Annotated in this window: 23 protein-coding genes and 1 pseudogene; 12 read left to right on the top strand and 12 right to left on the bottom strand. The window is 65.7% G+C overall.

Annotated features, from left to right (window positions below; all coding sequences use genetic code 11):
- Window positions 1-33 precede the first annotated feature (33 nt).
- The 3 genes from OKW27_RS25035 to OKW27_RS25025 form a co-directional block, all read right to left on the bottom strand.
- Window positions 34-597 carry a YggT family protein gene (locus OKW27_RS25035; RefSeq protein WP_429335186.1) on the bottom strand — a complete coding sequence of 188 codons (564 nt, stop codon included), beginning with the start codon at window positions 595-597 and terminating at the stop codon, window positions 34-36.
- A gap of 157 nt (window positions 598-754) precedes the next feature.
- A complete protein-coding gene (locus OKW27_RS25030; protein ID WP_090801500.1) occupies window positions 755-1,075 on the bottom strand; it encodes an EthD family reductase in 321 nt (106 codons plus the stop codon).
- An 85-nt stretch (window positions 1,076-1,160) separates the two neighbouring features.
- The gene (locus tag OKW27_RS25025; RefSeq protein ID WP_429335185.1) at window positions 1,161-2,096 is read right to left on the bottom strand and encodes a Rossmann-like and DUF2520 domain-containing protein; all 936 of its coding nucleotides are present in this window, start codon (window positions 2,094-2,096) and stop codon (window positions 1,161-1,163) included.
- Between the two features lie 273 nt (window positions 2,097-2,369).
- Between OKW27_RS25025 and OKW27_RS25020 the strand changes: the two genes are divergently transcribed.
- From OKW27_RS25020 to OKW27_RS25010, 3 genes are all read left to right on the top strand, one after another.
- Window positions 2,370-2,531 carry a hypothetical protein gene (locus tag OKW27_RS25020; protein WP_167368604.1) on the top strand — a complete coding sequence of 54 codons (162 nt, stop codon included), beginning with the start codon at window positions 2,370-2,372 and terminating at the stop codon, window positions 2,529-2,531.
- 387 nt (window positions 2,532-2,918) lie between these two features.
- Window positions 2,919-3,221 (top strand): hypothetical protein, encoded by a 303-nt coding sequence (locus OKW27_RS25015; protein WP_429335184.1) that lies wholly within the window; start codon window positions 2,919-2,921, stop codon window positions 3,219-3,221.
- Window positions 3,222-3,427: 206 nt separating this feature from the next.
- The gene (locus OKW27_RS25010; protein ID WP_090801497.1) at window positions 3,428-4,393 is read left to right on the top strand and encodes a threo-3-hydroxy-L-aspartate ammonia-lyase; all 966 of its coding nucleotides are present in this window, start codon (window positions 3,428-3,430) and stop codon (window positions 4,391-4,393) included.
- A 748-nt stretch (window positions 4,394-5,141) separates the two neighbouring features.
- Here OKW27_RS25010 and OKW27_RS25005 read toward each other — a convergent pair.
- Both OKW27_RS25005 and OKW27_RS25000 read right to left on the bottom strand, forming a co-directional pair.
- Window positions 5,142-5,822 carry a LysE family translocator gene (locus OKW27_RS25005; RefSeq protein WP_429335183.1) on the bottom strand — a complete coding sequence of 227 codons (681 nt, stop codon included), beginning with the start codon at window positions 5,820-5,822 and terminating at the stop codon, window positions 5,142-5,144.
- A gap of 46 nt (window positions 5,823-5,868) precedes the next feature.
- Window positions 5,869-7,443, bottom strand: coding sequence for a UbiD family decarboxylase (locus OKW27_RS25000; RefSeq protein ID WP_429335182.1), 1,575 nt, complete (start codon window positions 7,441-7,443; stop codon window positions 5,869-5,871).
- A 615-nt stretch (window positions 7,444-8,058) separates the two neighbouring features.
- On the opposite strand from OKW27_RS25000, the gene OKW27_RS24995 reads away from it, so the two are divergent.
- Window positions 8,059-9,273, top strand: a complete 1,215-nt coding sequence (locus OKW27_RS24995; protein WP_187614107.1) for a transglycosylase SLT domain-containing protein — start codon at window positions 8,059-8,061, stop codon at window positions 9,271-9,273.
- Window positions 9,274-9,368: 95 nt separating this feature from the next.
- On the opposite strand, the gene OKW27_RS24990 is transcribed toward OKW27_RS24995, so the two are convergent.
- From OKW27_RS24990 to ribBA, 4 genes are all read right to left on the bottom strand, one after another.
- Window positions 9,369-10,565 carry a pyridoxal phosphate-dependent aminotransferase gene (locus OKW27_RS24990; protein ID WP_429335181.1) on the bottom strand — a complete coding sequence of 399 codons (1,197 nt, stop codon included), beginning with the start codon at window positions 10,563-10,565 and terminating at the stop codon, window positions 9,369-9,371.
- Window positions 10,566-10,724: 159 nt separating this feature from the next.
- Window positions 10,725-11,159 (bottom strand): transcription antitermination factor NusB, encoded by a 435-nt coding sequence (gene nusB / locus OKW27_RS24985; RefSeq protein ID WP_090801489.1) that lies wholly within the window; start codon window positions 11,157-11,159, stop codon window positions 10,725-10,727.
- On the bottom strand, window positions 11,156-11,665 hold the full coding sequence (gene ribH / locus OKW27_RS24980; RefSeq protein WP_429335180.1) for a 6,7-dimethyl-8-ribityllumazine synthase: 510 nt from the start codon (window positions 11,663-11,665) through the stop codon (window positions 11,156-11,158). Before ribH ends, nusB begins: the two co-directional genes overlap by 4 nt.
- Window positions 11,666-11,713: 48 nt before the next feature.
- Window positions 11,714-12,847 carry a bifunctional 3,4-dihydroxy-2-butanone-4-phosphate synthase/GTP cyclohydrolase II gene (gene ribBA / locus OKW27_RS24975; protein ID WP_429335179.1) on the bottom strand — a complete coding sequence of 378 codons (1,134 nt, stop codon included), beginning with the start codon at window positions 12,845-12,847 and terminating at the stop codon, window positions 11,714-11,716.
- 328 nt (window positions 12,848-13,175) lie between these two features.
- On the opposite strand from ribBA, the gene OKW27_RS24970 reads away from it, so the two are divergent.
- The 8 genes and pseudogenes from OKW27_RS24970 to OKW27_RS24935 all read left to right on the top strand — a co-directional run.
- Window positions 13,176-14,297: an enolase C-terminal domain-like protein gene (locus tag OKW27_RS24970; RefSeq protein ID WP_429335178.1), complete on the top strand. Its 1,122-nt coding sequence runs from the start codon at window positions 13,176-13,178 to the stop codon at window positions 14,295-14,297.
- Window positions 14,298-14,326: 29 nt separating this feature from the next.
- Window positions 14,327-15,364 carry a hypothetical protein gene (locus tag OKW27_RS24965; RefSeq protein ID WP_090801483.1) on the top strand — a complete coding sequence of 346 codons (1,038 nt, stop codon included), beginning with the start codon at window positions 14,327-14,329 and terminating at the stop codon, window positions 15,362-15,364.
- Window positions 15,361-16,026 (top strand): gluconate 2-dehydrogenase subunit 3 family protein, encoded by a 666-nt coding sequence (locus tag OKW27_RS24960; protein ID WP_187614102.1) that lies wholly within the window; start codon window positions 15,361-15,363, stop codon window positions 16,024-16,026. Before OKW27_RS24965 ends, OKW27_RS24960 begins: the two co-directional genes overlap by 4 nt.
- Window positions 16,016-17,659 carry a GMC family oxidoreductase gene (locus OKW27_RS24955; protein ID WP_187614101.1) on the top strand — a complete coding sequence of 548 codons (1,644 nt, stop codon included), beginning with the start codon at window positions 16,016-16,018 and terminating at the stop codon, window positions 17,657-17,659. Before OKW27_RS24960 ends, OKW27_RS24955 begins: the two co-directional genes overlap by 11 nt.
- A gap of 305 nt (window positions 17,660-17,964) precedes the next feature.
- Window positions 17,965-19,101, top strand: coding sequence for a muconate/chloromuconate family cycloisomerase (locus OKW27_RS24950; protein WP_429335177.1), 1,137 nt, complete (start codon window positions 17,965-17,967; stop codon window positions 19,099-19,101).
- Window positions 19,102-19,128: 27 nt separating this feature from the next.
- Window positions 19,129-19,419, top strand: a complete 291-nt coding sequence (gene catC / locus OKW27_RS24945; protein ID WP_429335176.1) for a muconolactone Delta-isomerase — start codon at window positions 19,129-19,131, stop codon at window positions 19,417-19,419.
- A 78-nt stretch (window positions 19,420-19,497) separates the two neighbouring features.
- On the top strand, window positions 19,498-20,433 hold the full coding sequence (gene catA, locus OKW27_RS24940; protein ID WP_429335175.1) for a catechol 1,2-dioxygenase: 936 nt from the start codon (window positions 19,498-19,500) through the stop codon (window positions 20,431-20,433).
- 94 nt (window positions 20,434-20,527) lie between these two features.
- Window positions 20,528-20,775, top strand: a pseudogene (locus OKW27_RS24935) (hypothetical protein); the annotation flags it as partial.
- A gap of 166 nt (window positions 20,776-20,941) precedes the next feature.
- Here OKW27_RS24935 and OKW27_RS24930 read toward each other — a convergent pair.
- From OKW27_RS24930 to hemL, 3 genes are all read right to left on the bottom strand, one after another.
- Complete coding sequence (locus tag OKW27_RS24930; protein WP_429335174.1) at window positions 20,942-21,577, bottom strand: riboflavin synthase; 636 nt, start codon at window positions 21,575-21,577, stop codon at window positions 20,942-20,944.
- A 15-nt stretch (window positions 21,578-21,592) separates the two neighbouring features.
- Entirely contained in the window at window positions 21,593-22,744 is a 1,152-nt protein-coding gene (gene ribD, locus OKW27_RS24925; protein ID WP_090801471.1) for a bifunctional diaminohydroxyphosphoribosylaminopyrimidine deaminase/5-amino-6-(5-phosphoribosylamino)uracil reductase RibD, read from the bottom strand.
- A gap of 63 nt (window positions 22,745-22,807) precedes the next feature.
- Window positions 22,808-24,091 (bottom strand): glutamate-1-semialdehyde 2,1-aminomutase, encoded by a 1,284-nt coding sequence (hemL, locus tag OKW27_RS24920; protein ID WP_429335173.1) that lies wholly within the window; start codon window positions 24,089-24,091, stop codon window positions 22,808-22,810.
- Between the last annotated feature and the right edge of the window lie 109 nt (window positions 24,092-24,200).

The following is a 24,200-nucleotide window of genomic DNA, read 5'->3' as shown; positions in this document are numbered from 1 at the left end:
CGCGCGTCAGCCCAACTTTCCCGCGCAATCAGCTCAGATCACGATATAAGTCAGCTGAACCGCCGCGCGCGTGACGACCATCTGCAGCACCTGCACGATCACGAACAGCAGGATCGGCGACAGATCGATACCGCCGAATTTCGGCAGCACGCGACGCAACGGATTCAGAAACGGCGCGGTCAACTGATACAGAATCGGCATCGCGGGCGAACGCGGATTGAGCCACGACAGCAGCGCCATCAGGATCGTCATCCAGATGATCAGATTGAGCGCCCACTTGATCGCGGTGAGCACCGCGACGATCAGAAGCGTCGGCACGAGCGTCAGCGGATCCGCGCCCGTCAGCACGATCATCAGGACGACGTAGATGATCGCGGCGATCAGCGTTGCGACCACGCTCGCCCAGTCGATGTTGCGCGTGCTCGGCAGGATGTGCCGCAGCGGCAGCACGATCCAGTTGGTCGCCTGCAGCACGGCGTTCGAGACCGGGTTGTACGGCGGCAGGCGCACAACCTGCAGCCACGCGCGCAACAGCAGCGCGGCGCCAAACAGCGTGAAAACGGTATTGAGCAGAAAACGGGCGATATCGCCAAACATCTCGTGTCCTTATGCTTCTGATGACGGCCGCCGACGGGCCGCGGGCTGCCGGCGTCGCCCGATCGGTGCGTGCCGGCGGTTTTCTGGATTTACCCGGTTAGCCAACCGGAGGTTCGACGTCATTGCGCGCCGCCTCCCGATGGCTGTCTGTCCGGCATCACACGGAAATCCGGACCTCGCTGATCAGGATTGTGCCGTTGCCGCCGTCGGTGTAGTTCGGGATATCCGCTAATAGTTGCTCGGACGCGGGCTTGAACACTTTATAGAAGTCGTCCGCGCTATCGAACAGGAAGTGTCCCGCGGCCACGTAAGGCGGTGGCGTGCCGGGCGGCCCGGCGTTCAGGCCCGCGTCGACCGACCAGCCTTTCAGCGCCGGCCCGAACAGCTTCGCCGCGAGCGGCATATGGGTCGCGCAGTAGTAGTCCATGTCGAAACGGCCGTTTTCCCGGTACGGGTAGAGGATGCTGACCTTGATCATTGTGCGTTCTCGTCTGTTGGTCCCGAAGCGCGGCGCGGGTCGTCGCGTGGTTCGCCCGGCGTGCCGGACGTCACATTATCACGGCTTACTTGACGCTTGCACCTGCCGCGGCCTGATTCAGCGAGCGGCCTAGCGATTCTTCCACAGCTTCGGAGATCGCTTCAATCGTCGCGGCCGGCGTTGCGCGACGTCGGGCGAGGTTGACCGCGCGGCGCGTCAGCAGACCATACAGCGCGGCATGGTCGCCGCCGAAGCCTTCGAGCAGCGCGAGCTGCTTCTCGACGACACCCGTGTCGCCGCGCGATACCGGCCCCGCGAGCGCGTTCGGCAGGCCTTTGTCGCGCGCGGTTTCGATCGTGCCCGCGAGCATCGGCAGCAGCGCGCGCAGCGCGTCGTCTTCGGCGAAGCCGAGCGTGCGCCACAACGCCACGCATTCGGCGAGGCTGCAGAGCGCGAAGCTCGCCGCGTAATGCGCGGCGGCGTGATACAGCATGCGGCCGCCCGGCGGAATCGACAGCGGATGGCAGCGCAGCGCGAGCGCGAGCGCGGTCAGCGTCTCCTTCAGTTCGCCGTCGGCTTCGATCGTCACCGAGCAGCCGACGATACGCTCGAGATCGGCGAGCTCGCCGCTAAATAGATACAACGGATGAAAGCCGCCGATCGCCGCGCCCTGATCGCGCGCTGGCGCGAGCAGTTCGACCGGCGAGGCGCCGCTGCAGTGCACGAGCGCTTTGCCGGGGCGGCTGGCCGCATTGCCTCCAAAGCGGAGTGTGTGCGCTGTCGTACCGATGCTGTCGTCAGGAACGGCTAAAAAAACGATATCGGCGGCGTCGACGGCCTGTTGCGGGTCGTCAGTGGCCGCGCAGTGTGCGATCTGGGCGGCGAGCCGGCGCGCGGAATCGGCCGAGCGACTCGCCACCGCGGTGACCGGATAGCCGGCGCGCGCAAACGCGAGCGCGAGACAACGCGCGAGCCGCCCCGCGCCGATGAAGCCGACGCGCGGCAAGGAAGACTGGGACATGGTCACCTGCTCCAGACGGATCGTGTGAACGGGAAAGCAGCAGTATCTCGCATCCGGCGAAGCGCGGCCGCGATCCGGCCCCTTGCACGGTTCGACAGCGGTCGTCGGATAAGTTTGCGGGCGATATGGCGCCAACGTTCGGTCATCGGGTGGCGTGACGCCCACGGTTGTGAAAACTGTTCACAATCGTGACAGGAACAGTGGTCGACGAGCCGGTTTTGGCGGTCGTATTTTCCGTACTTCGTTCGCAGTAAGAAATTCGGGAGGGTCGAGATGAGTATTTTTTCTTACCGAAAGCACTTGCGGTTCCTGACGCGCGCCCAGCGCCGTCGCTGGTGGGATCAGAAAAAGCGCCTTACGCCGCGCGTGCGGATCAGCGGCGCATACGTGCCGCCCAACGTGTCCCGCGAATTCGTGTACGTGAAGGTCGGCTAGTCGCGCGGTTTTCGCAGGTGACAAAATGCCCGGCCTCGAGCAATTGAGCCGGGCATTTTTTGTTGGGAATTTTCTTCCGGCTGTCAGGATTGAAGCGAATTTGTAATTAAAGATTACCGATGCGCGAACTCAAACCCCCGCGCTCGATCAGACCTGTGACGCGCGGCCCGTCGCCCGCGTGCAACCCCTTGATTCCCGGCTGATTTCGCTCAGGTCGCGGCGGCGCGTAGGCGCGCTCGCGCCGCGCTCGGCAAAACGCTTCGGCTCGCCCTTGCAATTTGCAACAAATGCGAACATTTCGGCTGGGGCTTTTTAGATACATTGATTTCGCAGCATGCGAGGCATGCGCAATCGGCGACCTTGGCAGGCCGCGCTAGGAGAATAGAAGTGAAAAAGATCGTTCCGTTTGTCGTTGCAGCCGCACTCGGCTTGGGACTTGCCGGGACCGCTGAGGCAGGTGTTTCCGTCGGTATCGGCCTTGGGGTGCCGATCGCGCCGGCCTATCCGGTCTATGCGCCGCCGCCGCCTGTCTATTACGCCCCGCCGCCTGCGCCGGTGTACGCGCCGCCGGTTGTGTTCGCACCGGCTCCGGTGGTGGTCGGAGGCTATTACGGCTATGGCCGCCCTTACTATCGTGGCTACTACCACGGCTACTATCGCGGCTACGGGCACTCGTACTATCGTCATTAAGAAGGGCGGGCGCGCCTGACGCGCGTGGGAACGTCGACGGCGTAACGCCGGCTTGTGCCGGGTTACGTCGTTTCTTTTTGTGTCGCTGTTTTTTGCTTTCCGCAGCGTTCCTGGCTGATGTCGCGCGCTCGCGCGAGCGCCGTTCCAAAGCATCGAGGAAGCTGGGAGAATGGCTGCTTCGCCACCGCCCCAGGAGAGTTTCGCCGATGCAAGCGCTTCCCGCTCCCACCTTCGATGACGTCCTCGACGCCGCCGCGCGTCTCGAAGGCGTCGCGCACCGCACCCCCGTTCTGACGTCGAGCACGTTCGACGAGCGCACTGGCGCGTCGGTGTTCTTCAAGTGCGAAAACTTCCAGCGCATGGGCGCGTTCAAGTTCCGCGGCGCGTACAACGCGATTTCGCATTTCGACGCGGAGCAGCGCAAGGCGGGCGTGCTGACCTATTCGTCGGGCAATCACGCGCAGGCGATCGCGCTGTCGGCGCGCCTCGCCGGCATTCACGCGACGATCGTAATGCCGCACGACGCACCCGAGGCCAAGGTCGCCGCGACCAAAGGCTACGGCGGCGAAGTGATCAGCTACGACCGCTACAAGGAAAATCGCGAGGAAATCGGCCGCCGGCTCGCCGAAGAGCGCGGCATGACGCTGATCCCGCCGTACGATCATCCGCACGTGATCGCCGGCCAGGGCACCGCGGTCAAAGAACTGATCGACGAAACCGGCCCGCTCGACATGTTGTTCGTATGCCTCGGCGGTGGCGGGTTGATCAGCGGCAGCGCATTGTCGGCGGCCGCGCTGAGCCCGGCCTGCACGGTGATCGGCATCGAGCCCGAGGCGGGCAACGACGGCCAGCAGTCGCTCGCACGCGGCGAGATCGTTCATATCGACGCGCCGCGCACGATTGCCGATGGCGCCGCTTCGACGCATCTGGGCCACTACACGTTCGCGGTCATCCGCCAGTTGGTCGCGCGAATCGAAACGGTCAGCGATGCGCAACTGATCGAGACGATGCGCTTTTTCGCGCAGCGCATGAAGATCGTCGTCGAACCGACTGGTTGTCTCGCGGCGGCGGCGGTGCTGAACGGCGTCGTGCCGGTGAAGGGCAAGCGCGTCGGCGTGGTGGTGAGCGGTGGCAATGTCGATCTGCCGAAGCTCGCGCAGTACCTCGCATGAGCGGCTCACGTCGAGTCGCATGAAGAAAAACGGCTCGCCGATGCGAGCCGTTTTTTTTGGTGCGCCAGGCATGGCGCGTAGCGCCGTGACTGGCGCTGTCCGACCCGCTGTGGTGGCGAGCCGGATGACTTGGGGGTGAAAGTCCTCTGCACACCCGGCAAGGGGAAGTGCTAGCTGAACGGCAAGGGTGTCCGTCGTAAGGCGGAATCTGAAGGAAGCCGCAGGCAAAATGCTGGCCTGACGAACAGGAAGCGGATATCAGGCGGTGTGGCGGGGTGAGCAGTCCAAGATCTGTAAAGCCCAATACTTGCACGGAACGCCACGACGTAGATCCGACAGGCATAAGCAGGAAGGTCGCGCGCATTACCCTGGGAGCCCCGTCAGTCTGCCTTGTGCTACTGGCATCGCAAGGTGCCGGGATGGGCTGGCGGGAGTCAGCAGAGGCCATAGTAGCGGCTCGGAACCGGAGCAGTGAAGGGCCGAACCTGACGAGAGTGGATAGTCACGCGTGCTCTCTGAGCGTTTGGGCACAAGTCTCGGCACAGCCGGGAGCCTGCGATCAAACTTGACGGCCGGAAGCCTGAGAGAGGTTGGGGTGTCCATTGAACGACAGGCGACACGACGAACGAAACGAAGCTCGCTGGAGCAATCCAGTCGTCAGGAAACGCCGGATACGTGATCCGTACGTCCGGTGTTGTGGGAGGACGGCGGGGGCAACCCCGCCTCCTACCCGATTTCGCGAGCCGCTTCAGCTTGCCACTTGCGCGGTGCTCTGCACGATCAGGTCGCGATACCCGTTGACGATCACGCTGTACGAGAAATAGGCGAACAGCAGCGCCGACAGAACGTGACACGCGCGCAGCAGACCGGCGCCCGCGCGCTTGCGTCCGTGGCTGCCGAGCCCGCAGATGAAAAGCGTCCAGCACAGGCCGCCCAGAAAGAATCCGCCGAGGAAGATCAGCGCGGTTGTCGGGCTCGTTGCGCCGGCCTTCGCGATCAGCGCGCCGCCGACCGCTGCGAACCACAGGATCGCCGACGGCGACGACACCGCGAGCAGCACGCCGCTCAGAAACCCGCGCCATGCCGACTGATGCGGCGCAGCCGCGTCGCCTTCGCCGGCAACAGCTTGCGCCGCGGCCGGGAACATCGCTTCACGCGCCATCTTCCAGGTGAGAAACAGGAGGATCGCCGCGCCGCCGATCCATACGACCCAGCGCACCGATTCGAACTGCAGCAGCGCGGCCATGCCCGCGAGCGCGAGCGTCGCGTAAATGAGATCGCCGACGCACGAGCCGAGGCCGAGCCAGAAGCCCGGCCGAAAGCCGTGCGACAGCGTCAGCGAAATGATCGCGACGTTGACGAGACCGATATCGAGGCACAGCGACAAGGACAGAAAAAAGCCGTCCGACATCATTGAAAAAGCGTGCATCCGCGCGAGCGCTCCATCCGTTATTGATTGTGTTGTCCCGCGCGCGCTACAGGCTGAGGCCCAACTCGTTCCACAAGCTATCGATGCGCTGTTTGACCGCGTCGTCCATCACGATCGGGCGGCCCCATTCACGGTCGGTTTCGCCCGGCCACTTGTTGGTTGCGTCGAGCCCCATCTTCGAGCCGAGGCCGGCTACCGGCGACGCGAAATCGAGATAGTCGATCGGCGTGCGGTCGACGAGCACCGTGTCGCGCGTCGGGTCCACTCGCGTGGTGATCGCCCAGATCACCTCCTTCCAGTCCCGGATATTGACGTCCTCATCGACGACGACGATGAACTTCGTATACATGAACTGCCGCAGGAAGCTCCACACGCCGAACATCACGCGTTTCGCGTGGCCGGGGTAGCTCTTCTTCATTTGCACGATCGCCATGCGGTAACTGCAGCCTTCGGGCGGCAGATAGAAGTCCGTGATCTCGGTGAACTGCTTCTGCAGCAGCGGTACGAACACTTCGTTCAGCGCGACGCCGAGCACCGCCGGCTCGTCGGGCGGTCTGCCGGTGTAGGTGGAGTGATAGATCGCGTCGCGGCGCATCGTGATGCGCTCGACCGTGAAGACCGGGAACCACTCCTGTTCGTTGTAGTAGCCGGTGTGATCGCCATACGGGCCTTCGAGCGCGTGTTCGTACGTGGCCGACGCACCCTTCGACGGACGCGGCGGTGCGCCGGCCGGGGCGGGCGAGGGCGCGCCTTCCTGCGGATAGATGAAGCCCTCGAGCACGATCTCGGCGCGCGCGGGGACCTGCAGACCGTCGACGCCCGGTGTGACGCATTTCGCGAGCTCGGTGCGCCCGCCGCGCAGCAGGCCGGCGAACTGGTATTCGGACAGCGTGTCGGGTACCGGCGTGACCGCGCCGAGAATCGTCGCCGGGTCCGCTCCGAGCACGACGGCCACCGGATACGGCTTGCCGGGATTTTTAAGCGCGAACTCACGAAAATCGAGCGCGCCGCCGCGATGCGCCAGCCAGCGCATGATCAGCTTGTTACGCCCGATCAGTTGCTGGCGATAGATACCCAGGTTTTGTCGACTCTTGTTCGGCCCTTTCGTGACAGTCAGACCCCAGGTGATCAACGGCCCGGCATCGCCGGGCCAGCAGGTCTGAATGGGCAACTTGGCAAGGTCGACGTCATTGCCTTCCCAGACGATTTCCTGGCAGGGCGGTGCGTTGACCGTCTTCGGCGCCATGTCCCACACGGCCTTCGCTAGCGACAGCAGCTTGCCGGCGTCCTTGAGCCCTTTCGGCGGCTCGGGTTCCTTCAACGCGGAGAGTAGCCGACCGACATCGCGCAGCGATTCGAGCGCCGCCTGGTCGCCCGCGCCTGCTTCGGCATCGATGCCCATGCCAAGCGCGACGCGGCGCGGCGTACCGAACAGATTGCCGAGCACCGGGAACGCGTGCCGCTCGGTGTTCGCGAACAACAGAGCCGGGCCGCCCGCGTGGAGCACACGGTCGCAAAGTTCGGTCATTTCGAGATTCGGCGACACTTTTTGCGAAATTCGGCGCAATTCACCGATCGCCTCGAGGCGGCCGATGAAATCGCGTAAGTCTTTGTATTTCATCTGTGACGGTTCAGGGCCGCATGCACGGCGCATAGGACGGGGAGGCAGGAGGAACGGCGTTGGTACCTATCTGACGCAAAAAACGATTGTCGATTTTACCTGCGTTAGCCGCCGCACGTAGATCGACCAAATGGTCTAGTCCAAACAGCCAGGGTCGGATCGCCCGAAACGCGCATTGAGCGCGGTTCTCGGGTGACTGAACACTGTTCATAATTACGAAAAGTTATCATTCTTGAATTCTATAGTGTTGACGATCTATAAAACCGTGCATAGAATCCGTCCACATTGGTTGCAGGGCGTTAACCTTTTTACCGTCGCCCCCGGTCCTCAGACGCAACGCGTCACCGTTTTGCTTCCCTGCAGGGTAGAACGGCATTATTGAAGTCCCTCACCAGCGTCCACCAACGCTGGTTTTTCGCGTGGGAGCCAAGCCCGATACACATCGAGTATGTGTGGGCTGTTTTTGAGATGGCTCCCCAAACGGTATTTGTTGCCGTTTTCCCGACGTCGCTGCTGCCCAACCAGAGAGCACGCGATGTCCTGACTCTGCGAGCGCGCCGTACCGCCTGATTTGTCCCGGCGAAGTTCGCGGATCATGCAAGATGGGAGATCTGAATGAACGCCTGGTTATCGTGGCGTCCCGATGAGCGTATTGCGCAGATTGTGCGCGGTGCGCTGCGCAGCGGGACGCGACTGAGTCATCACCTATTCAGCATTGTCGGCGGGATCGCCGTGGTGCTGGCTCTCGCACTGTGGCTGATGCCGACCTGGCGCGGCGCGCTCGCCGCGCGTCTGATGCCGGTCATTTCCGCCGCCGTGCAAGCGGGCCCCGCCCGCCTGCTGCAAGGCAATCCGCTGCCCGCCATCGGACCGACCAGAAACGCCGACGCATCCTCCGACGAATCGCTGTCGGCCAATTCGCCGAACATGCTGACCACGCCGAGTCCCACCGATGGCTCGAACGACGGCAGCATGACCCTCACCGCGGCCACCACCGGCTTCGACGGCGCGTTCGACGGCGCCGGCACGTCGGGCACGAGCGCCGCCGCGCTCAACGGCCTCGATCCGCGCACGATGCAGGGCGTCAGCGCGCTCGCACGTCTGATTCCGCAGCAGCGCGTGTCCGCCGATGCACGCGATGACCGCGTGCTCGTGTCGAGCCACGAGCAGGACCTGGTCGCGTCGTACCTCGCGCGGCGTTATCGCGTCGCTCAGGAGCCCGTCGGCGAGCTCGTAAAAGCCGCGTTCGACACCGGCCGCGAAGTCGGCCTCGATCCGCTGCTGCTGCTGTCAGTGATGGCGATCGAATCGGGCTTCAATCCGTACGCCGAGAGCGGCGTCGGCGCGCAGGGCCTGATGCAGGTGATGTCGAAGGTGCATTCGGACAAATTCCAGTATTTCGGCGGCCAAAGCGCGGCGCTCCAACCGCTCGCGAACATCAAGGTCGGCGCGCTCGTGCTGAAGGATTGCATCGCGCGTGGCGGCTCGCTGCCGGGCGGCCTGCGTCTGTACGTCGGCTCCACCACGCCGGATGACGGCGGGTACGGCGCGAAGGTGATGGCCGAGCGCGGTCGTCTGCGCGACGTCGCGCGCGGCCGTAAGGTGCCGATCAATGCGCCGCAAGCTCCGGTGCTGACCGCGTCGGCCACGCCGGCGCCAGCCGCGGCGACGAGTGGTGGCAACGGCAAGCGCGTTCAGGTGACGCTGCAAGGCGGTCACGCGCTGAGCCAGGCGACGTCGGCGGTGCACACGCAGCCGGCCGATCAGGACGACGCGAGCGCCAATTCGACGACGCGCCACGTGGCGTCGGCGTCGGAGCTGGGGGCTTGAGTTAGACGTTGCCGTGCCGCATGAAAACAACAAGGACACCCTCGGGTGTCCTTTTTTGCGTCTGGCACGGTTGCTGCCGAATCAATCCCGATGCGTCAATGCCGCCCGAACAGCATTGCCAGCCGCTCGACCGCCTCTTCGAGCTTTGGATACGCGGTCGCATATGACAGCCGGATGTAGTCCTTCGGCGCGTGCGTGCCGAAGTCCATGCCCGGCACCAGCACGACCCCGGCATCGTGCAGCATCGCCTTCGTGAGCGCCGCGCTGTCGCCGGCCGCCGGATGCGCGACGCCTCGGCAGTCCGCGTACACGTAGAACGCGCCGTCCGGCATCACCGGCACGGAGAAGCCGAGCGATTCGAGCGCCGGCGCGATGAAGTCGCGGCGTCGCTTGAATTCGAGGCGCCGCGCTTCGTAGATCGCGATCGTCTCCGGCTCGAAACAGGCGAGCGCCGCGTGCTGCGCGAGCGCCGACGCGCAGATGAACAGGTTCTGCGCGAGCTTTTCGAACGCGCTGACCATCGCGGGCGGCACGACGAGCCAGCCGAGCCGCCAGCCGGTCATGTTGAAGTACTTCGAGAAGCTGTTGACGGTGACCACGTCGTCGCCGAACGACAGCGCCGACACCGGCTTGGCGTCGTAGCTGAGGCCCTGGTAGATCTCGTCGACGATCGAGAAGCCGCCGCGCGCGCGCACGGCCTTGACGATGCGCTCGAGTTCGGCCGGCTCGATCGACGTGCCGGTCGGATTCGACGGCGACGCGAGCAGCACGCCGCGGGTGCGCTCGCCCCACAGGCGTTCGACGTCGGCGGCGGTCAGCTGGAAGCGCTCGGCCGGCCCGCTCGGCACCATCACCGGCTTGCCTTCGGCGGCGATTACGAAATGGCGGTTGCACGGATAGCACGGGTCGGGCATCAATACTTCGTCGTCGCGATCGACGAGCGCCGCGCACGCCAGCAAGAGCGCGGCCGATGCGCCCGCGGTCACCACGATCCGCGCCGGATCGACGTCGATGCCGTAGAACTCGGCGTAATGCGCGGAAATCGCATCGCGCAGCGCGTGCACGCCGAGCGCGCTGGTGTACTGCGTGACGCCGCGGCGCAGCGCGCTCGCGGCCGCCTCGATGACCGGCTCGGGCGCCGTGAAATCCGGCTCGCCGATGCCCATGTGAATGATGTCGCGCCCCGCGCGTTCGAGCAGCACGGCCTCCTTGGCCAGTTCCATCACGTAGAAAGGCTGGATGGCATCGACGCGCGCGGCAAGCCGCACGAGAGGTTCGGTCACGGAGTTCATACGGTCAGTCCAGTTCAGAAGCAGGACGGCGCCTACCCATCAAATGATGCGTTCATCGATGCGCGCAGCGCCGTCCTTGCGGGCGATCGAGGTGCTTCGCCCTGTGCAGTGCGACGTGGCAGGGAGCCGATGCGCGGCATGGCCCCACCGGCGCCGCGCTCAGCTCTTGCGAGCCGCCTGCGTCTCGGTGGCGCGCAGTTGCGCCGAGAGCTTGTCGAGCACGCCGTTCACGTACTTGTAGCCGTCCGAGCCGCCGAACGTCTTGGTCAGCTCGACCGCTTCGTTGATGACCACGCGATACGGAATGTCGACGTGATTCTTCAGTTCGAACGCGGCGACCAGCAGCACCGCGCGTTCGACCGGCGACAGTTGATCGATCGGACGGTCGAGGCACGGCGCGATCGCGGCGGAAAGTGCTTCGGAATCGCGCATCACGCCATGCAGGATCGCGTCCAGGTGCTCGTGATCGGCCTTGTCGTAACCTTGCGCGCCGCGTAGTTGCGCGTCGATCTCACCGCCGGGCGAGCCCGACAGCAGCCACTGGTAAAGCCCCTGCGTGGCCAGTTCGCGGGAGCGTCGGCGTGCGCTCTTCATGCCTCTTCCTCGTCGTCTTCGTCTTCATCTTCGTCATCGCCGCCGAGTTGCTCGAGCGCGACCGCGAGGTTCGCCATTTCGACAGCCACGCGCGCGGCGTCGCGACCCTTCTCGGTCATGCGCGCGACGGCTTGCTCGTCGTTCTCGGTGGTCAGCACCGCGTTCGCGACCGGAATGCCGAAGTCGAGGCCGATGCGCGCGATGCCCGCGCCGCTTTCGTTCGAAACCAGCTCGAAGTGGTAGGTCTCGCCGCGGATCACCGCGCCGAGCGCGATCAGCGCGTCGAATTGCGCACTTTCCGCGAGCTTTTGCAGCGCGAGCGGGATTTCCAGCGCGCCCGGCACCGTGACGAGCAGCACGTCTTCGCCGGTCACGCCGAGGCGTTCGAGTTCTTCGATGCAGGAGTCGGCGAGGCCGTTGCAGACGGGTTCGTTAAAGCGCGCCTGGACGATGCCGATGCGCAGTCCGTCGCCGTCGAGATTCGGTTGGTATTGTCCGATTTCCATATGAATTCCGTAGTGTTTGAGTGGGCGCGAGGCGCGTGAGTGGCCGGATCAGAGTTGCGGGGCTTGCGTTTTGCTGCCGGGCATCGGAATGAAGCCCGTGACTTCGAGACCATAACCCGACATGCTGCCGAGCTTGCGTGGATTCGACAGCACCTGCATCTTGCCGACGCCGAGATCGCGCAGAATCTGCGCGCCGATGCCGTAGGTCTTGAAGTCGACCGGCCGGCGCTTCAGCGCGTCCGCTTTTTCCTTCGAGTCGAACGCCTTGAAGACGTCGATCAGATGGTCTTTCGAGTCGCCGCAGTTCAGCAGTACGACCACGCCGAGATCGCGTTCTGCGATTTCCTGGATGGCCGCGTCCAGCGTCCACGAATGGGTGGATTCGCCGACTTCGAGCAGATCCAGCACCGACAGCGGCTCGTGCACGCGCACCGGCGTGTCGCGATCGGGCATCGGCGTGCCGCGCACCAGCGCGATGTGCGGCTGGCCGCTCGGCTGATCGAGATACATGACCGCGCGGAACGCGCCGTGCGCGGTTTGCATCGTACGTTCGCAGACACGCTCGACGATCGACTCGGTGCGGCTGCGATAGTGAATCAGATCGGCGATCGTGCCGGTCTTCAGGCCGTGCTCCTTGCCGAACTCGAGCAGGTCCGGCAGACGCGCCATCGTACCGTCGTCCTTGATCACTTCGCAGATCACCGCGGCAGGCGTGAGGCCCGCGAGCCTCGTGAAGTCGCAGCCGGCCTCGGTATGGCCGGCACGCACCAGCACGCCGCCCGGCTGCGCCATGATCGGGAAGATATGGCCCGGCTGCACGATGTGCTCGGCTTTCGCGTCCGGCGCGACCGCGGCCGCGATCGTGCGGGCCCGGTCGGCCGCCGAGATGCCGGTCGTCACGCCTTCGGCCGCTTCGATGCTGACCGTGAACGCGGTGCCGTACTGCGTGCCGTTGCGGTAGGTCATCAGCGGCAGGTTCAGCTGCTGGCAGCGATCCTGGGTCAGCGTCAGGCAGATCAGGCCGCGGCCGTAGCGAGCCATGAAATTGATCGCTTCCGGAGTGACAAACTCGGCGGCGATCACGAGGTCGCCCTCGTTCTCGCGGTCTTCTTCGTCGACGAGGATCACCATCCGACCGGCTTTCAGTTCGGCAATGATCTCTTGGGTGGAGGCGAGCGTCATGTTGGCGAGTTTTTCGGGAAAGCGCGTATTTTACGCCACGCGCGAGCCCAAGTCGCCTCCGCCAGACGACATAGGCCGTTCGGCCGACCGTGACGAGCCGGGCGGGGTTGCCATGCTCGTCGAAACGGTGGGCGCGCGCGCGAGTGGCGTTGGCGGCAACGCGAAGTGTGCTCCAGCGCGGCCCGCTTTACGGATTGCAATAGTGCGGAACGGTACTTGCGACGCAGCAGGCAGCTTCGTCTCACTACCACCTGGAGACCGGAATGTCGGGGACCGTCGGCTGTTGCATCAATGAAGGGCGTCACGCGCGCGCGCAAGGAGCGCGTCGATGAAGCGCGGCGCCACGAGCGGGGGCTCGTCGCAAGCGCCCGTGAGCGCGCTGCGCGCGAGCGCGTACCGCATTCCGACCGACGCGCCGGAGGCCGACGGCACGTTCGCGTGGGACGCGACCACGCTGGTCGTCGTCGAGGTCGACGCGGGCGGCGACACCGGCATCGGCTACACGTACAGCGATGCCTGCATCGTCGCGCTGATCCAGGGCGCGCTCGCCGCCTGCGTGCTGAATCACGACGGCTTGGACGTCGGCGCGCATTGGCAACGGTTGCAACGCCAGGTGCGCAATCTCGGCCGCGCGGGACTGGCCGCGACAGCCATTTCGGCAATCGACTGCGCGCTGTGGGACCTGAAGGCGAAGCTGCTCGGCGTGCCGCTCGTCGGGCTGCTCGGCGCGTTGCGCCCGGCCGTGCCGGCTTACGGCAGCGGCGGCTTCACCACGTATACGAACCAGCGCTTGCAGCAGCAGTTCGCCGGCTGGGTCGCGCAGGACGGCTGCCGGTGGGTAAAGATGAAAATCGGCAGCGAGCCGGACAAGGACCCGGCGCGCGTCGCGGCGGCGCGCGCGGCGATCGGCGGCGCGGGCCTGTTCGTCGACGCGAACGGCGCGTTCACGCCGCAACGGGCGCTGTACTACGCGCAACGTTTCGCCGAGCACCAGGTGAGCTGGTTCGAGGAGCCCGTGTCTTCGGACGACGAAGCGGGCCTGCGCGGCGTACGCGAGCGCGTGCCGGCCGGCATGGAGATCGCCGCCGGCGAATACGGCTACACGCTCGACGACTTCCGCCACCTGCTCGCGGCGGGGGCCGTCGATGTGCTGCAGGCCGACGCGAGCCGTTGCGGCGGCATCACCGGTTTTCTGCAGGCCGCCGCGCTGTGCGACGCGTATCACGTGCCGCTGTCCGCGCATTGCGCACCGGCGCTGCATCTGCACGTCGCGTGCGCGGCGCCGCGCTTGCGCCATCAGGAGTGGTTCCATGACCACGTCCGGATCGAAGCCATGCTGTTCGACGGTGCGCCGCGGTTGCGCGACGGCCAGATGGAGCCGGATCTGTCGCGGCCCGGTTGCGGGCTCGAGTTCAAGCATGGTGACGCCGAGCGCTACCTCATCAAATAAAGCAAGGCCACGACAAGGAAGGGATATCGATGGGCTCTTCACGCGTACCCGGATTGCTGTACACGGCGGCGGCGGTGACGGCCGTCGCGGCCTTGGCCGCGCGCGGCGCGGGAAGACCTGAGTCGCATCGCGAACGGCGTGAGAGCGGCCCGCAACACCACGAGCGTCGGGCATCCGTGACGTTCCCGACGTGTGCCGCCCGCAGCCATCAGCGCGCGCCGGCGCGCGTGCACGCGAGCGAACCCACCGCCGAGGTGGAGGCACACGTCGAAGCGGCCCGCACCTTCAACCACAGCTCCGCGCTGCTCGCGCTGTCGGTGCTCGCCGACAGCGCGATGGAGCACTACCGCGGCTCGTTCGACAACCCCGCGATGTTCACGCCACTCGTCAGCGCGACTCTGTCGCTCGCCGCGGGCCTGCATGGTGGCGCGGATCGTCGCGGCCAGACGCATCGCGCGCGCCATGCGATCTATCTGGCCGCGGCGGCTTCGGGCATCGCCGGCACGGGCTTCCATTTCTACAACGTGATGAAGCGGCCGGGCGGCTGGAGCTGGAACAACCTGTTTCACGCGGCACCGCTCGGCGCGCCGAGCGCGTTGCTGCTGTCAGGCGCGCTCGGTGCCGTCGCCGAACGCTTGCGCGACGAGCCCGCAGACGACCCGCAACTGCTCGGCATGCCGGCCGGTCAGGCGCTCGGTCTGCTGGTCGCGGCGGGTCTCGTCGGCACGGTGGGGGAGGCCGCGCTGCTGCATTTTCGTGGCGCGTTTCAGCATCGCGCGATGTACGCGCCGGTCAGCATTGCGCCCATCACCGCCGCGCTGCTCGCGCATGCCGCGCTGTCCGCTCCGCGCGAGCGCTGGTACACGCGGCTCTGGTTACGCGTCACGACCGTGCTCGGCTTTGTCGGCGCGGGTTTTCACGCGCGCGGGATCGCGCGTCGTCAGGGCGGCTGGCGCAACTGGAGCCAGAATCTGTTCGACGGGCCGCCGCTGCCCGCGCCGCCGAGCTTTTCCGCGCTGGCGCTCGCCGGGCTCGCCGCACTGCGTCTGCGGGAGACTGAAAAATGACCAACCGACCACGCTCGACCCGAGCCACCCGCTATCCCGGCTACGACGTGCTCGACAAACGCACGACGCCGTCGTGGGACGCGCACACCCGCGCGGTGATCGCCGAACGCCTCGCGACACCGCTCGAGCCGCGCTTTTTCAACGCGGTCGAATGGCTCGCGGTCACGTCGCTGTGCGCCCGCATCGTGCCGCAAGCGAATGCGCAACCGGTGGTGCCGCTTGCCGCCCTGCTCGACGCGAGGCTCGCCGGCAACGGCAACGACGGCTACCGCGACGCCCGTTTGCCGCCGATGCGCGACGCCTGGCGCATCGGGCTCGCCGCGCTCGATGCCGAGTGCCGCGAACGGGGCGGCCTGCCGTTCGCGAGCCTCGCGGCGGACACGCAGATCGCGCTGCTCGGCGAGATGCAGCGCGGCGAACTGACGAACCCCGCGTGGCGCGGCATGCCGTCGAAGCTGTTCTTCGGCGAGCGCGTGCTGCACGACATCTGCGGGCTCTACTACTCGCACCCGCACGCGTGGAGCGAGATCGGCTTCGGCGGCCCGGCGAATCCGCGCGGCTACGTGCGCATGTACCTGAACCGGCGCGATCCGTGGGAGGCGGTCGAAGCGACGCCCGACACCCATGAGCAGGCCGCGAAGGAGAACCGCCGTGTCCGATGACGCGCAGCAACGGCCGCGCGGCAAGGACGGCCGCGCACCCGACGTGTTCCAGCGCGGCGGCTGGGTGCCGATGCGCACGTACCCTGACGGCGAGGAGGTCGATTTCGCGATCGTCGGCACCGGCGCCGGCGGTGGCACGCTTGCGTGCCGGCTTGCGGAAAAAGGCTTCAAGGTCGTCGCGTTCGATGCCGGCGCGTGGTGGCGTCCGCTCGAAGAGTTCGCGTCTGACGAAGCGCATCAGGAAAAACTGTTCTGGACCGACGAGCGCATCTGCGACGGCGACAATCCGTTGAAGCTCGGCAACAACAACAGCGGCAAGGCGGTGGGCGGCAGCACGGTCCATTTCGCGATGGTGTCGCTGCGCTTTCGGCCCGAGTGGTTCAAGTCGCGCAGCGTGCTCGGCTATGGCGCCGACTGGCCGCTCGACTGGCGCGAGATGTGGCACTACTACGGCGAGGTCGAGGACGCGCTGAAAATCTCCGGACCGGTGAACTATCCGTGGGGGCCGAGGCGGCCGCGCTATCCGTATCGCGCGCATGAGCTGAACGCGGCGGCGCTGGTGCTCGCGCGCGGCGCCGAGGCGCTCGGCATCGGCTGGAGCCCGACGCCGCTCGCGACCCTCTCCGCGCCGCGCGGCCGCGCGCATCCGTGCGTGTACCGCGGCTTTTGCGTGTCCGGCTGCGCGACCAACGCGAAGCAAAGCGCGCTCGTGACGTGGATCCCGCGTGCGCTGCGAGCCGGCGCCGAGGTGCGCGATCTGGCGATGGTCGGCCGCGTCGTCACCAACGACGCGGGGCTCGCCACCGGCGTCGAATATCTGCGCGAAGGACGCTGGCGATTCCAGCGCGCGAAGCACGTGGTGGTGGCCGGCTACGCGATCGAAACGCCGCGCCTGTTGCTGATGTCGGCCAACAGCCGCTTTCCCGACGGACTCGCGAACAGTTCGGGACTCGTAGGCAAAAACCTGATGGCGCAGTCGAATCAGGGCGTCTACGGCACCTTCGATGAAGACATCCGCTGGTACAAGGGGCCGCCGTCGCTCGCGCTCACCGAGCACTGGAACTACGAAGACAAGGGCAAAGATTTTTTCGGCGGCTACTGCTACATGAGCCAGGGGCCGCTGCCGAACGGATGGGTCGCGGTGCAGAATGGCCGCGGCTTGTGGGGCGACGCGCTCGGCGCGGAGATGCTCAAGTACAACCACCAGGCGGGGCTGAAGATCGTCGGCGAGATGCTGCCGCAGCAGCGCAACCGCGTGACGCTTGCCGACGAGAAGGACCAGTACGGGCTGCCGATCGCGCGCGTCACCTATTCATGGTGCGACAACGACAAGCGGCTCATCGCGCATTCGCTCGACTTCATGGAGCAGGCGCTCGCGGCCGCCGGCGGCAAGGAGATCTGGCGCGAGACCGACGACACCTGCCACCTGAACGGCACCGCGCGCATGGGTGACGATCCGTCGACGAGCGTCGTCGACGCGGACTGCCGCAGTTGGGACATCCGCAACCTGTGGGTGTGCGACGGCTCGGTGTTTCCGACCGTGGGCGGCGTGAATCCGTCGCTGACGATTCAGGCGATCGCGTGTCGCACCGCCGAGCGCATCGCCGCGCTAGCCGCGCGCGGCGAGTTGTAGGGGCAGTGTTGCCCGCGCGCATGAACCGCAGTCCGAAACGACGGAGTACTCACTGCGCGATCTGGATGGTTACACAACATGCTCTCCATGCATCGAACATTGACTCACGTCATGTTTGAGGCGCAAGAACGGCCTCTTTTTCGATGCCCCACCTGCATGGTGCAATGCAAAATCCATAGAAAGGCCGGGCTTGCTGGCCTCACCATACCCTGCAGGTATGAAAAAGGACAGGAAAAGTATTGGACGGGCCAAACGGACGAAGGGTATAAAAACATCCAATGAACTCACTTCCCGCCGCAGCCGCCATGACCCAAGCGACCATCGAACGTATCGAAACGCGCCTCGTCGATCTGCCGACGATCCGCCCTCACAAGCTGTCGGTCGCCACGATGTACGGGCAGACGCTGATGCTGGTCAAGGTCTACTGCAGCGACGGCATCGTCGGGATTGGCGAAGGCACCACGATCGCCGGCATGGCCTACGGCCCGGAAAGCCCCGAAGCAATGAAGCTCGCGATCGACGCCTACTTCGCCCCGGCGATGATCGGCAAGGACGCGACGCAGATCCAGGCGCTGATGGCGCACCTCGGCAAGCTGGTCAAGGTCAATCATTTCTCGAAGAGCGCGCTCGAAACCGCGCTGCTCGACGCGCAAGGCAAACGTCTCGGCGTGCCGGTGAGCGAACTGCTCGGCGGCCGTCGCCGTGAGCGCCTGCCGGTTGCGTGGACGCTCGCGTCGGGCGATACCGCGAAGGACATCGCCGAAGCCGAGCACATGCTCGACGTGCGCCGCCACAAGGTCTTCAAGCTGAAGATCGGCGCGAAGGAACTGAAGACCGACATCAAGCACGTCGCCGAGATCAAGAAAGCGGTCGGCGAGCGCGCCGCGGTGCGCGTCGACGTGAACATGGCGTGGAGCGAGACCCAGGCCGCCTGGGCGATTCCCGCGCTGGCCGACGCGGGCTGCGATCTGGTCGAGCAGCCGGTCGCGTCCGCCGCGGCGCTCGCGCGACTGATGCGCCGCTTCCCGGTCGCGCTGATGGCCGACGAAGTCTTGCAAGGCCCGGACAGCGCGTTCGAGATCGCGAAGAACGGCGGCGCCGATGTATTCGCGATCAAGATCGAGCAGAGCGGTGGCCTGTTCGCCGCGCAGCGCGTGGCCGCGATCGCAGATGCCGCCGGCATCGAGCTGTACGGCGGCACGATGCTCGAAGGCGCGTTCAGCACGGTGGCGTCGGCGCATCTGTTCGCGAGCTTCGCGAATCTGCAATGGGGCACCGAGCTGTTCGGGCCGTTGCTGATCACCGAAGAAATTCTGACCACGCCGCTCGACTACAGCGACTTCGAACTGACCGTGCCGAACGGCCCGGGTCTCGGCATCGAACTCGACGAGGCGAAGGTCGAACGATTCACGCGAGACGGGCTGATGAAGGTCACCCGCTAAACGGATTTAGATCAAGAGGATTCAACGATGCTTTTCCATGTGCGAATGGACGTGCACCTGCCGGTCGACATGCCGGCCGAAGTGGCGAACGAAATCAAGACCCGCGAGAAGGCTTACTCGCAGGAGCTCCAGCGTAGCGGCAAGTGGCGTCATATCTGGCGCCTCGTTGGCGAGTACGCGAATTACAGCATCTTCGATGTAGAGAGCAATGCCGAACTTCACGACGTTCTGTCCGGCTTGCCTCTGTTCCCGTACATGAAGATTTCGGTGACGCCTCTGTGTCGTCACCCGTCGTCGATTCGGGACGACGACATCTGAGCCCAGGGGCCAGGCGCTTTTGACGGCGAGCGCATCCAAAGCCATCTTTTCCCCCTATACCAACTGGAGACAGTCATCGTGAGCGTCAAAGTATTTGAAACCAAAGAAGTGCAGGATCTGCTGAAAGCCGCTTCCAACGTCGATGCCGGGAATGGCAACGCGCGTTTCCAGCAGATCGTTTTCCGGCTGCTGGGCGACCTGTTCAAGGCAATCGATGACCTCGACATCACGCCCGACGAAGTCTGGGCCGGCGTCAACTATCTGAACAAGCTCGGTCAGGACGGCGAAGCGGCGCTGCTCGCGGCCGGCCTCGGTCTCGAGAAGTATCTCGACATCCGCATGGACGCCGAGGACAAGAAGATCGGTCTCGAAGGCGGCACGCCGCGTACGATCGAAGGCCCGCTGTACGTCGCCGGCGCGACGGTGCGCGAGGGCGTCTCGAAGATCGACATCAACCCGGACGAAGACGCGGGCCCGCTCGTGATCCGCGGCACGGTCAAGGATCTGGACGGCAAGCCGGTCGCCGGCGCGGTCGTCGAGTGCTGGCACGCGAACTCGAAGGGCTTCTACTCGCACTTCGATCCGACCGGCGCGCAGAGCGACTTCAACCTGCGCGGCGCGGTGAAGACCGGCGCCGACGGCAAGTACGAGGTCCGCACGCTGATGCCGGTAGGCTACGGCTGCCCGCCGCACGGCTCGACGCAGCAGTTGCTGAACGTGCTGGGCCGTCACGGCAACCGTCCGGCGCACGTGCACTTCTTCGTCAGCAGCGACGGCCATCGCAAGCTGACCACGCAGTTCAACATCGAAGGCGATCCGCTGATCTGGGATGACTTCGCGTATGCAACGCGCGAAGAGCTGATTCCGCCGGTCGTCGAGAAAAGCGGTGGCGCGGCGCTGGGCCTGAAGGCCGATACGTACAAGGAGATCGAGTTCAACTTCACGATCACGCCGCTGGTCCAGGGTAAGGACAACCAGCTCGTCCATCGTCCGCGCGCTTCGGCCGAAGCGTAATCGCACGAGGCGGCGCCGGGGCGACACGGCCGCCGCCTTTCGTTGCCAACGGCCGGCGGTCTTGCCGGCCGAATCCCTGAAGCGTCGAGGAGTTGTGACGCCGGACAACGCCGCGTTGACGCAGCGCTTCACCGATAGCGCCGATGGTGTGTTGTGGCTCACCAGCTCCACGTCGCCCGGCCAGGTGCAGGAGCTCGACGAGCTCGGCCGCGAATTGCACCGGAACAAGCCTTTGCTGCCGGTCGTCACGCGTAGCGACGAGTACGAGGAAGACGAAGTCGACGGCGAACTCGTCAAGTGTCTGGCAACAAGAGCGCGCCGCGCCGCGCGCTGCAGGAGCACATCACCGCACTTGTGTTTGTCAGCTTCGGATCGTGCACGCGCGCTGGGTCACGGCCCCGGATTCGCCTCGCCCAAACCGGCTTGCTGCGCAGATCGATCGCTGTCCCGATACGCACCGAGCATGCGCTCCAGGTATCGCGTAACGGTATCGAGGGAAGTGGCCAGGTTACGTCGAGGATGGATCGCCATCGCGCGGCGCATTGAGCATCCGCTCCACATAGCGCGCAATCAGATCGATCTCCAGATTCACTTTTACCCCGTCGTGCAGATGCTTGAGCGCCGTCACCTGCACGGTATGCGGAATCAGATTGATCGAGAACTCGCAGCCGTCGTCGCGATCAACGACGGAGTTCACGGTCAGGCTCACGCCATTGACCGTAATCGATCCCTTGTACGCGAGATAACGACCGATGTCGCGCGGCGCGAGAATGCGCAGCTCGTGCGATTCGCCGACCGGGGCGAAACGCGTGACGATACCGAGTCCGTCGACGTGTCCGGACACGATATGTCCACCGAGCCGGTCATGTGCGCGCAGCGCTTTCTCGAGATTGACCTCGTTGGTTTCGCCGAGACCGGCCGTGCGGTTCAGGCTCTCGCGCGACACGTCGACCTCGAACGAATGAGCGGTCTTCGCGACCACCGTCATGCAGGCGCCCTGGATCGTGATGCTGTCGCCGAGCTGCACATCGGCGAGGTCGAGCCCGCCCGCCTCGACGTTCAGGCGCACGCCCGCGTCGCCGCCCGTGCCGAGCGGCTTGACTGATTCGATGCGGCCCACTGCCGCGACGATTCCTGTAAACATCGTGCTAGTCCTTGATCATTTCGAAACGGTGGGAGACACGGTGTCGGTCCCGGGTAAGGCTGTCGGCGCGAAACGCGCGAGGATCCGCAGATCGTCGCCGATCCGCTCGACCGTGTGGAAATTCAGCTTCACGCGGTCTTCGAGCTGGTCGGGCGCGTCCAGATTGAACATGCTCATCGAGTCCACGCCGAGCAGGCTCGGCGCGAGATAGACCAGCAGTTCATCGACGCAGCCTTCGCGCAGCAGCGAACCGTTCAGCTTGTAGCCGGCTTCGACGTGCAGCTCGTTGACGTGACGCTCGCCAAGCACGCTCAGCATGCGCGGGAGATCCACCTTGCCGAACGCGTTCGGCAGCGGCACGATCTCGGCGCCGCGCTCGCGCAGCGCGCTCGCGCGTTCTTCGAGACGCGCGTCGAGCTCGCCGCAGAAGATCAGCGTCGGCGCGCCGGCCAGGATCAGCGCGTCGAGCGGCACGTCGAGCTGGCTGTCGATCAGCACGCGGTGCGGTTGGCGCGGTGTATCGACCGCGCGCACGGTCATGCGCGGATTGTCCTCGCGCACAGTGCCGATGCCGGTCAGGATCGCCGACGCGCGCGCACGCCACGCATGACCGTCGGCCCGCGCGGCCGCGCTCGTGATCCACTGGCTCTCACCCGACGGCAAGCCGGTGCGGCCATCGAGCGACGCCGCCACTTTCATGCGCACCCACGGACGGCCGCGCGTCATGCGCGATACGAAGCCGATGTTCAGCTCCCGCGCTTCGTTCGCGAGCAGCCCGCAGCGTACTTCGATACCGGCTTCGCGCAGCATCGCGAGACCGCGGCCGGAGACCTGCGGGTTGGGATCTTCCATCGCCGCGATCACGCGGCCGATCTGCGCTTCGATCAGCGCGTTCGCGCACGGCGGCGTGCGGCCGAAATGGCTGCACGGTTCGAGCGTCACGTAGGCGGTCGCGCCGCGCAGGTCGTGGCCGCGCGAGCGCGCGTCCTTCAGCGCGCGAATTTCGGCGTGATCCTGGCCGGCCGGCTGCGTGAAGCCTTCGCCGATCACCTCGCCGTTTCTGACGAGCACGCAACCGACCCGCGGATTCGGGTCGGCCGTGTACATGCCGCGCTTCGCGAGCGCGAGCGCGCGTTCCATGTGGACGAAATCGGTTTGCGAGAACATCGGTGTCCGTAGTGGTGCGGTGTCTGGGTCGTGCGAGTTGCGGCCTTTGCTTCGGGCCCGGCTTCAGCCTTTCAACGCTGCGAACGCGCCGCGCGCGGCGTCGATCGTCGCGTCGATCACCGCGTCGTCGTGCGCGCTCGACACGAAGCCGGCCTCATACGCGGACGGCGCGAAGTACACGCCCGCGTCGAGCATCTTGTGGAAGAACGCGTTGAAGCGCGGCACATCGCTCTTCGTGACGTCGGCGAAGCTCGTCGGGATCGATTCGCGAAAGTAGATGCCGAACATGCCGCCGAGCGCATCGGCCGCGAACGGCACGTCCGCTTCGCGTGCCGCCCGCGCGAGCCCTTGCGCGAGACGCGTGGTGCGCGCGGCGAGCGTGTCGTAGAAGCCGGGCGCCTGGATCAGCTGCAGCGTCTTCAGGCCGGCCGCGACCGCGATCGGATTGCCCGACAGCGTGCCCGCCTGATAGACGCCGCCGAGCGGCGCGAGGTGAGCCATGATGTCGCGCCGGCCGCCGAACGCCGCCGCCGGCATGCCGCCGCCGATTACCTTGCCGAGGCAGGTGAGGTCCGGCGTGATGCCGTAGCGTTGCTGCGCGCCGCCGAGCGCGACGCGGAAGCCGCACATCACTTCGTCGAAAATCAGCACCGCGCCGTACTCGGTGCACAGGCGCCGCAGCGCCTGCAGGAATTCAGGGGTCGCGCGCACGAGGTTCATGTTGCCAGCGACCGGCTCGACGATCACCGAGGCGATCTCGTTGCCGAACGCCTTGAACGCTTCTTCGAGCTCGGCGACGTTGTTGTATTCGAGCACGGTGGTGTGCTTCGCGATATCGACCGGCACGCCCGCCGAGGTCGGATTGCCGAAGGTCAGCAGGCCCGAGCCGGCCTTCACGAGCAGGCTGTCCGCGTGGCCGTGATAGCAGCCTTCGAACTTGACGATGCGGCTGCGGTTCGTGAAGCCGCGCGCGAGACGCAGCGCGCTCATCGTCGCCTCGGTGCCGCTCGACACCATGCGCACCTGTTCCATCGACGGCACCAGCTTGCAGATTTCCTCGGCGATCTCGACTTCCGACTCGGTCGGCGCGCCGAACGAAAAGCCATTCACGAGCGCGCGCTGCACGGCTTCCAGCACTTCGGGATGAACGTGGCCGAGGATCATGGGGCCCCACGAGCCGATGTAGTCGGTATAGCGCTGGCCGTCCGCGTCCCAGAAGTACGGGCCTTGCGCGCGCTCGATGAAACGCGGTGTGCCGCCGACGGAACGGAAAGCGCGCACCGGCGAATTCACGCCGCCGGGGATCGTGCGTTGCGCGCGTTCGAAGAGGGTTTCGTTTCTGGACATGGCGATGGGTGGAATAGGGAACAGGGGTTGCGCAGCGGCGCAAAGGGCCTCGGACGATTCCCGCGGACCCTTCGCGCGATGCTGGGGTGGATCGAGAAATTGTACCGGA

This window comes from Paraburkholderia sp. 35.1 (assembly GCF_050436525.1).
Lineage (GTDB): Bacteria > Pseudomonadota > Gammaproteobacteria > Burkholderiales > Burkholderiaceae > Paraburkholderia > Paraburkholderia tuberum.
Note: the sequence above shows the minus strand (reverse complement) of the source record. Positions and strands in the feature narration are given on the sequence as shown.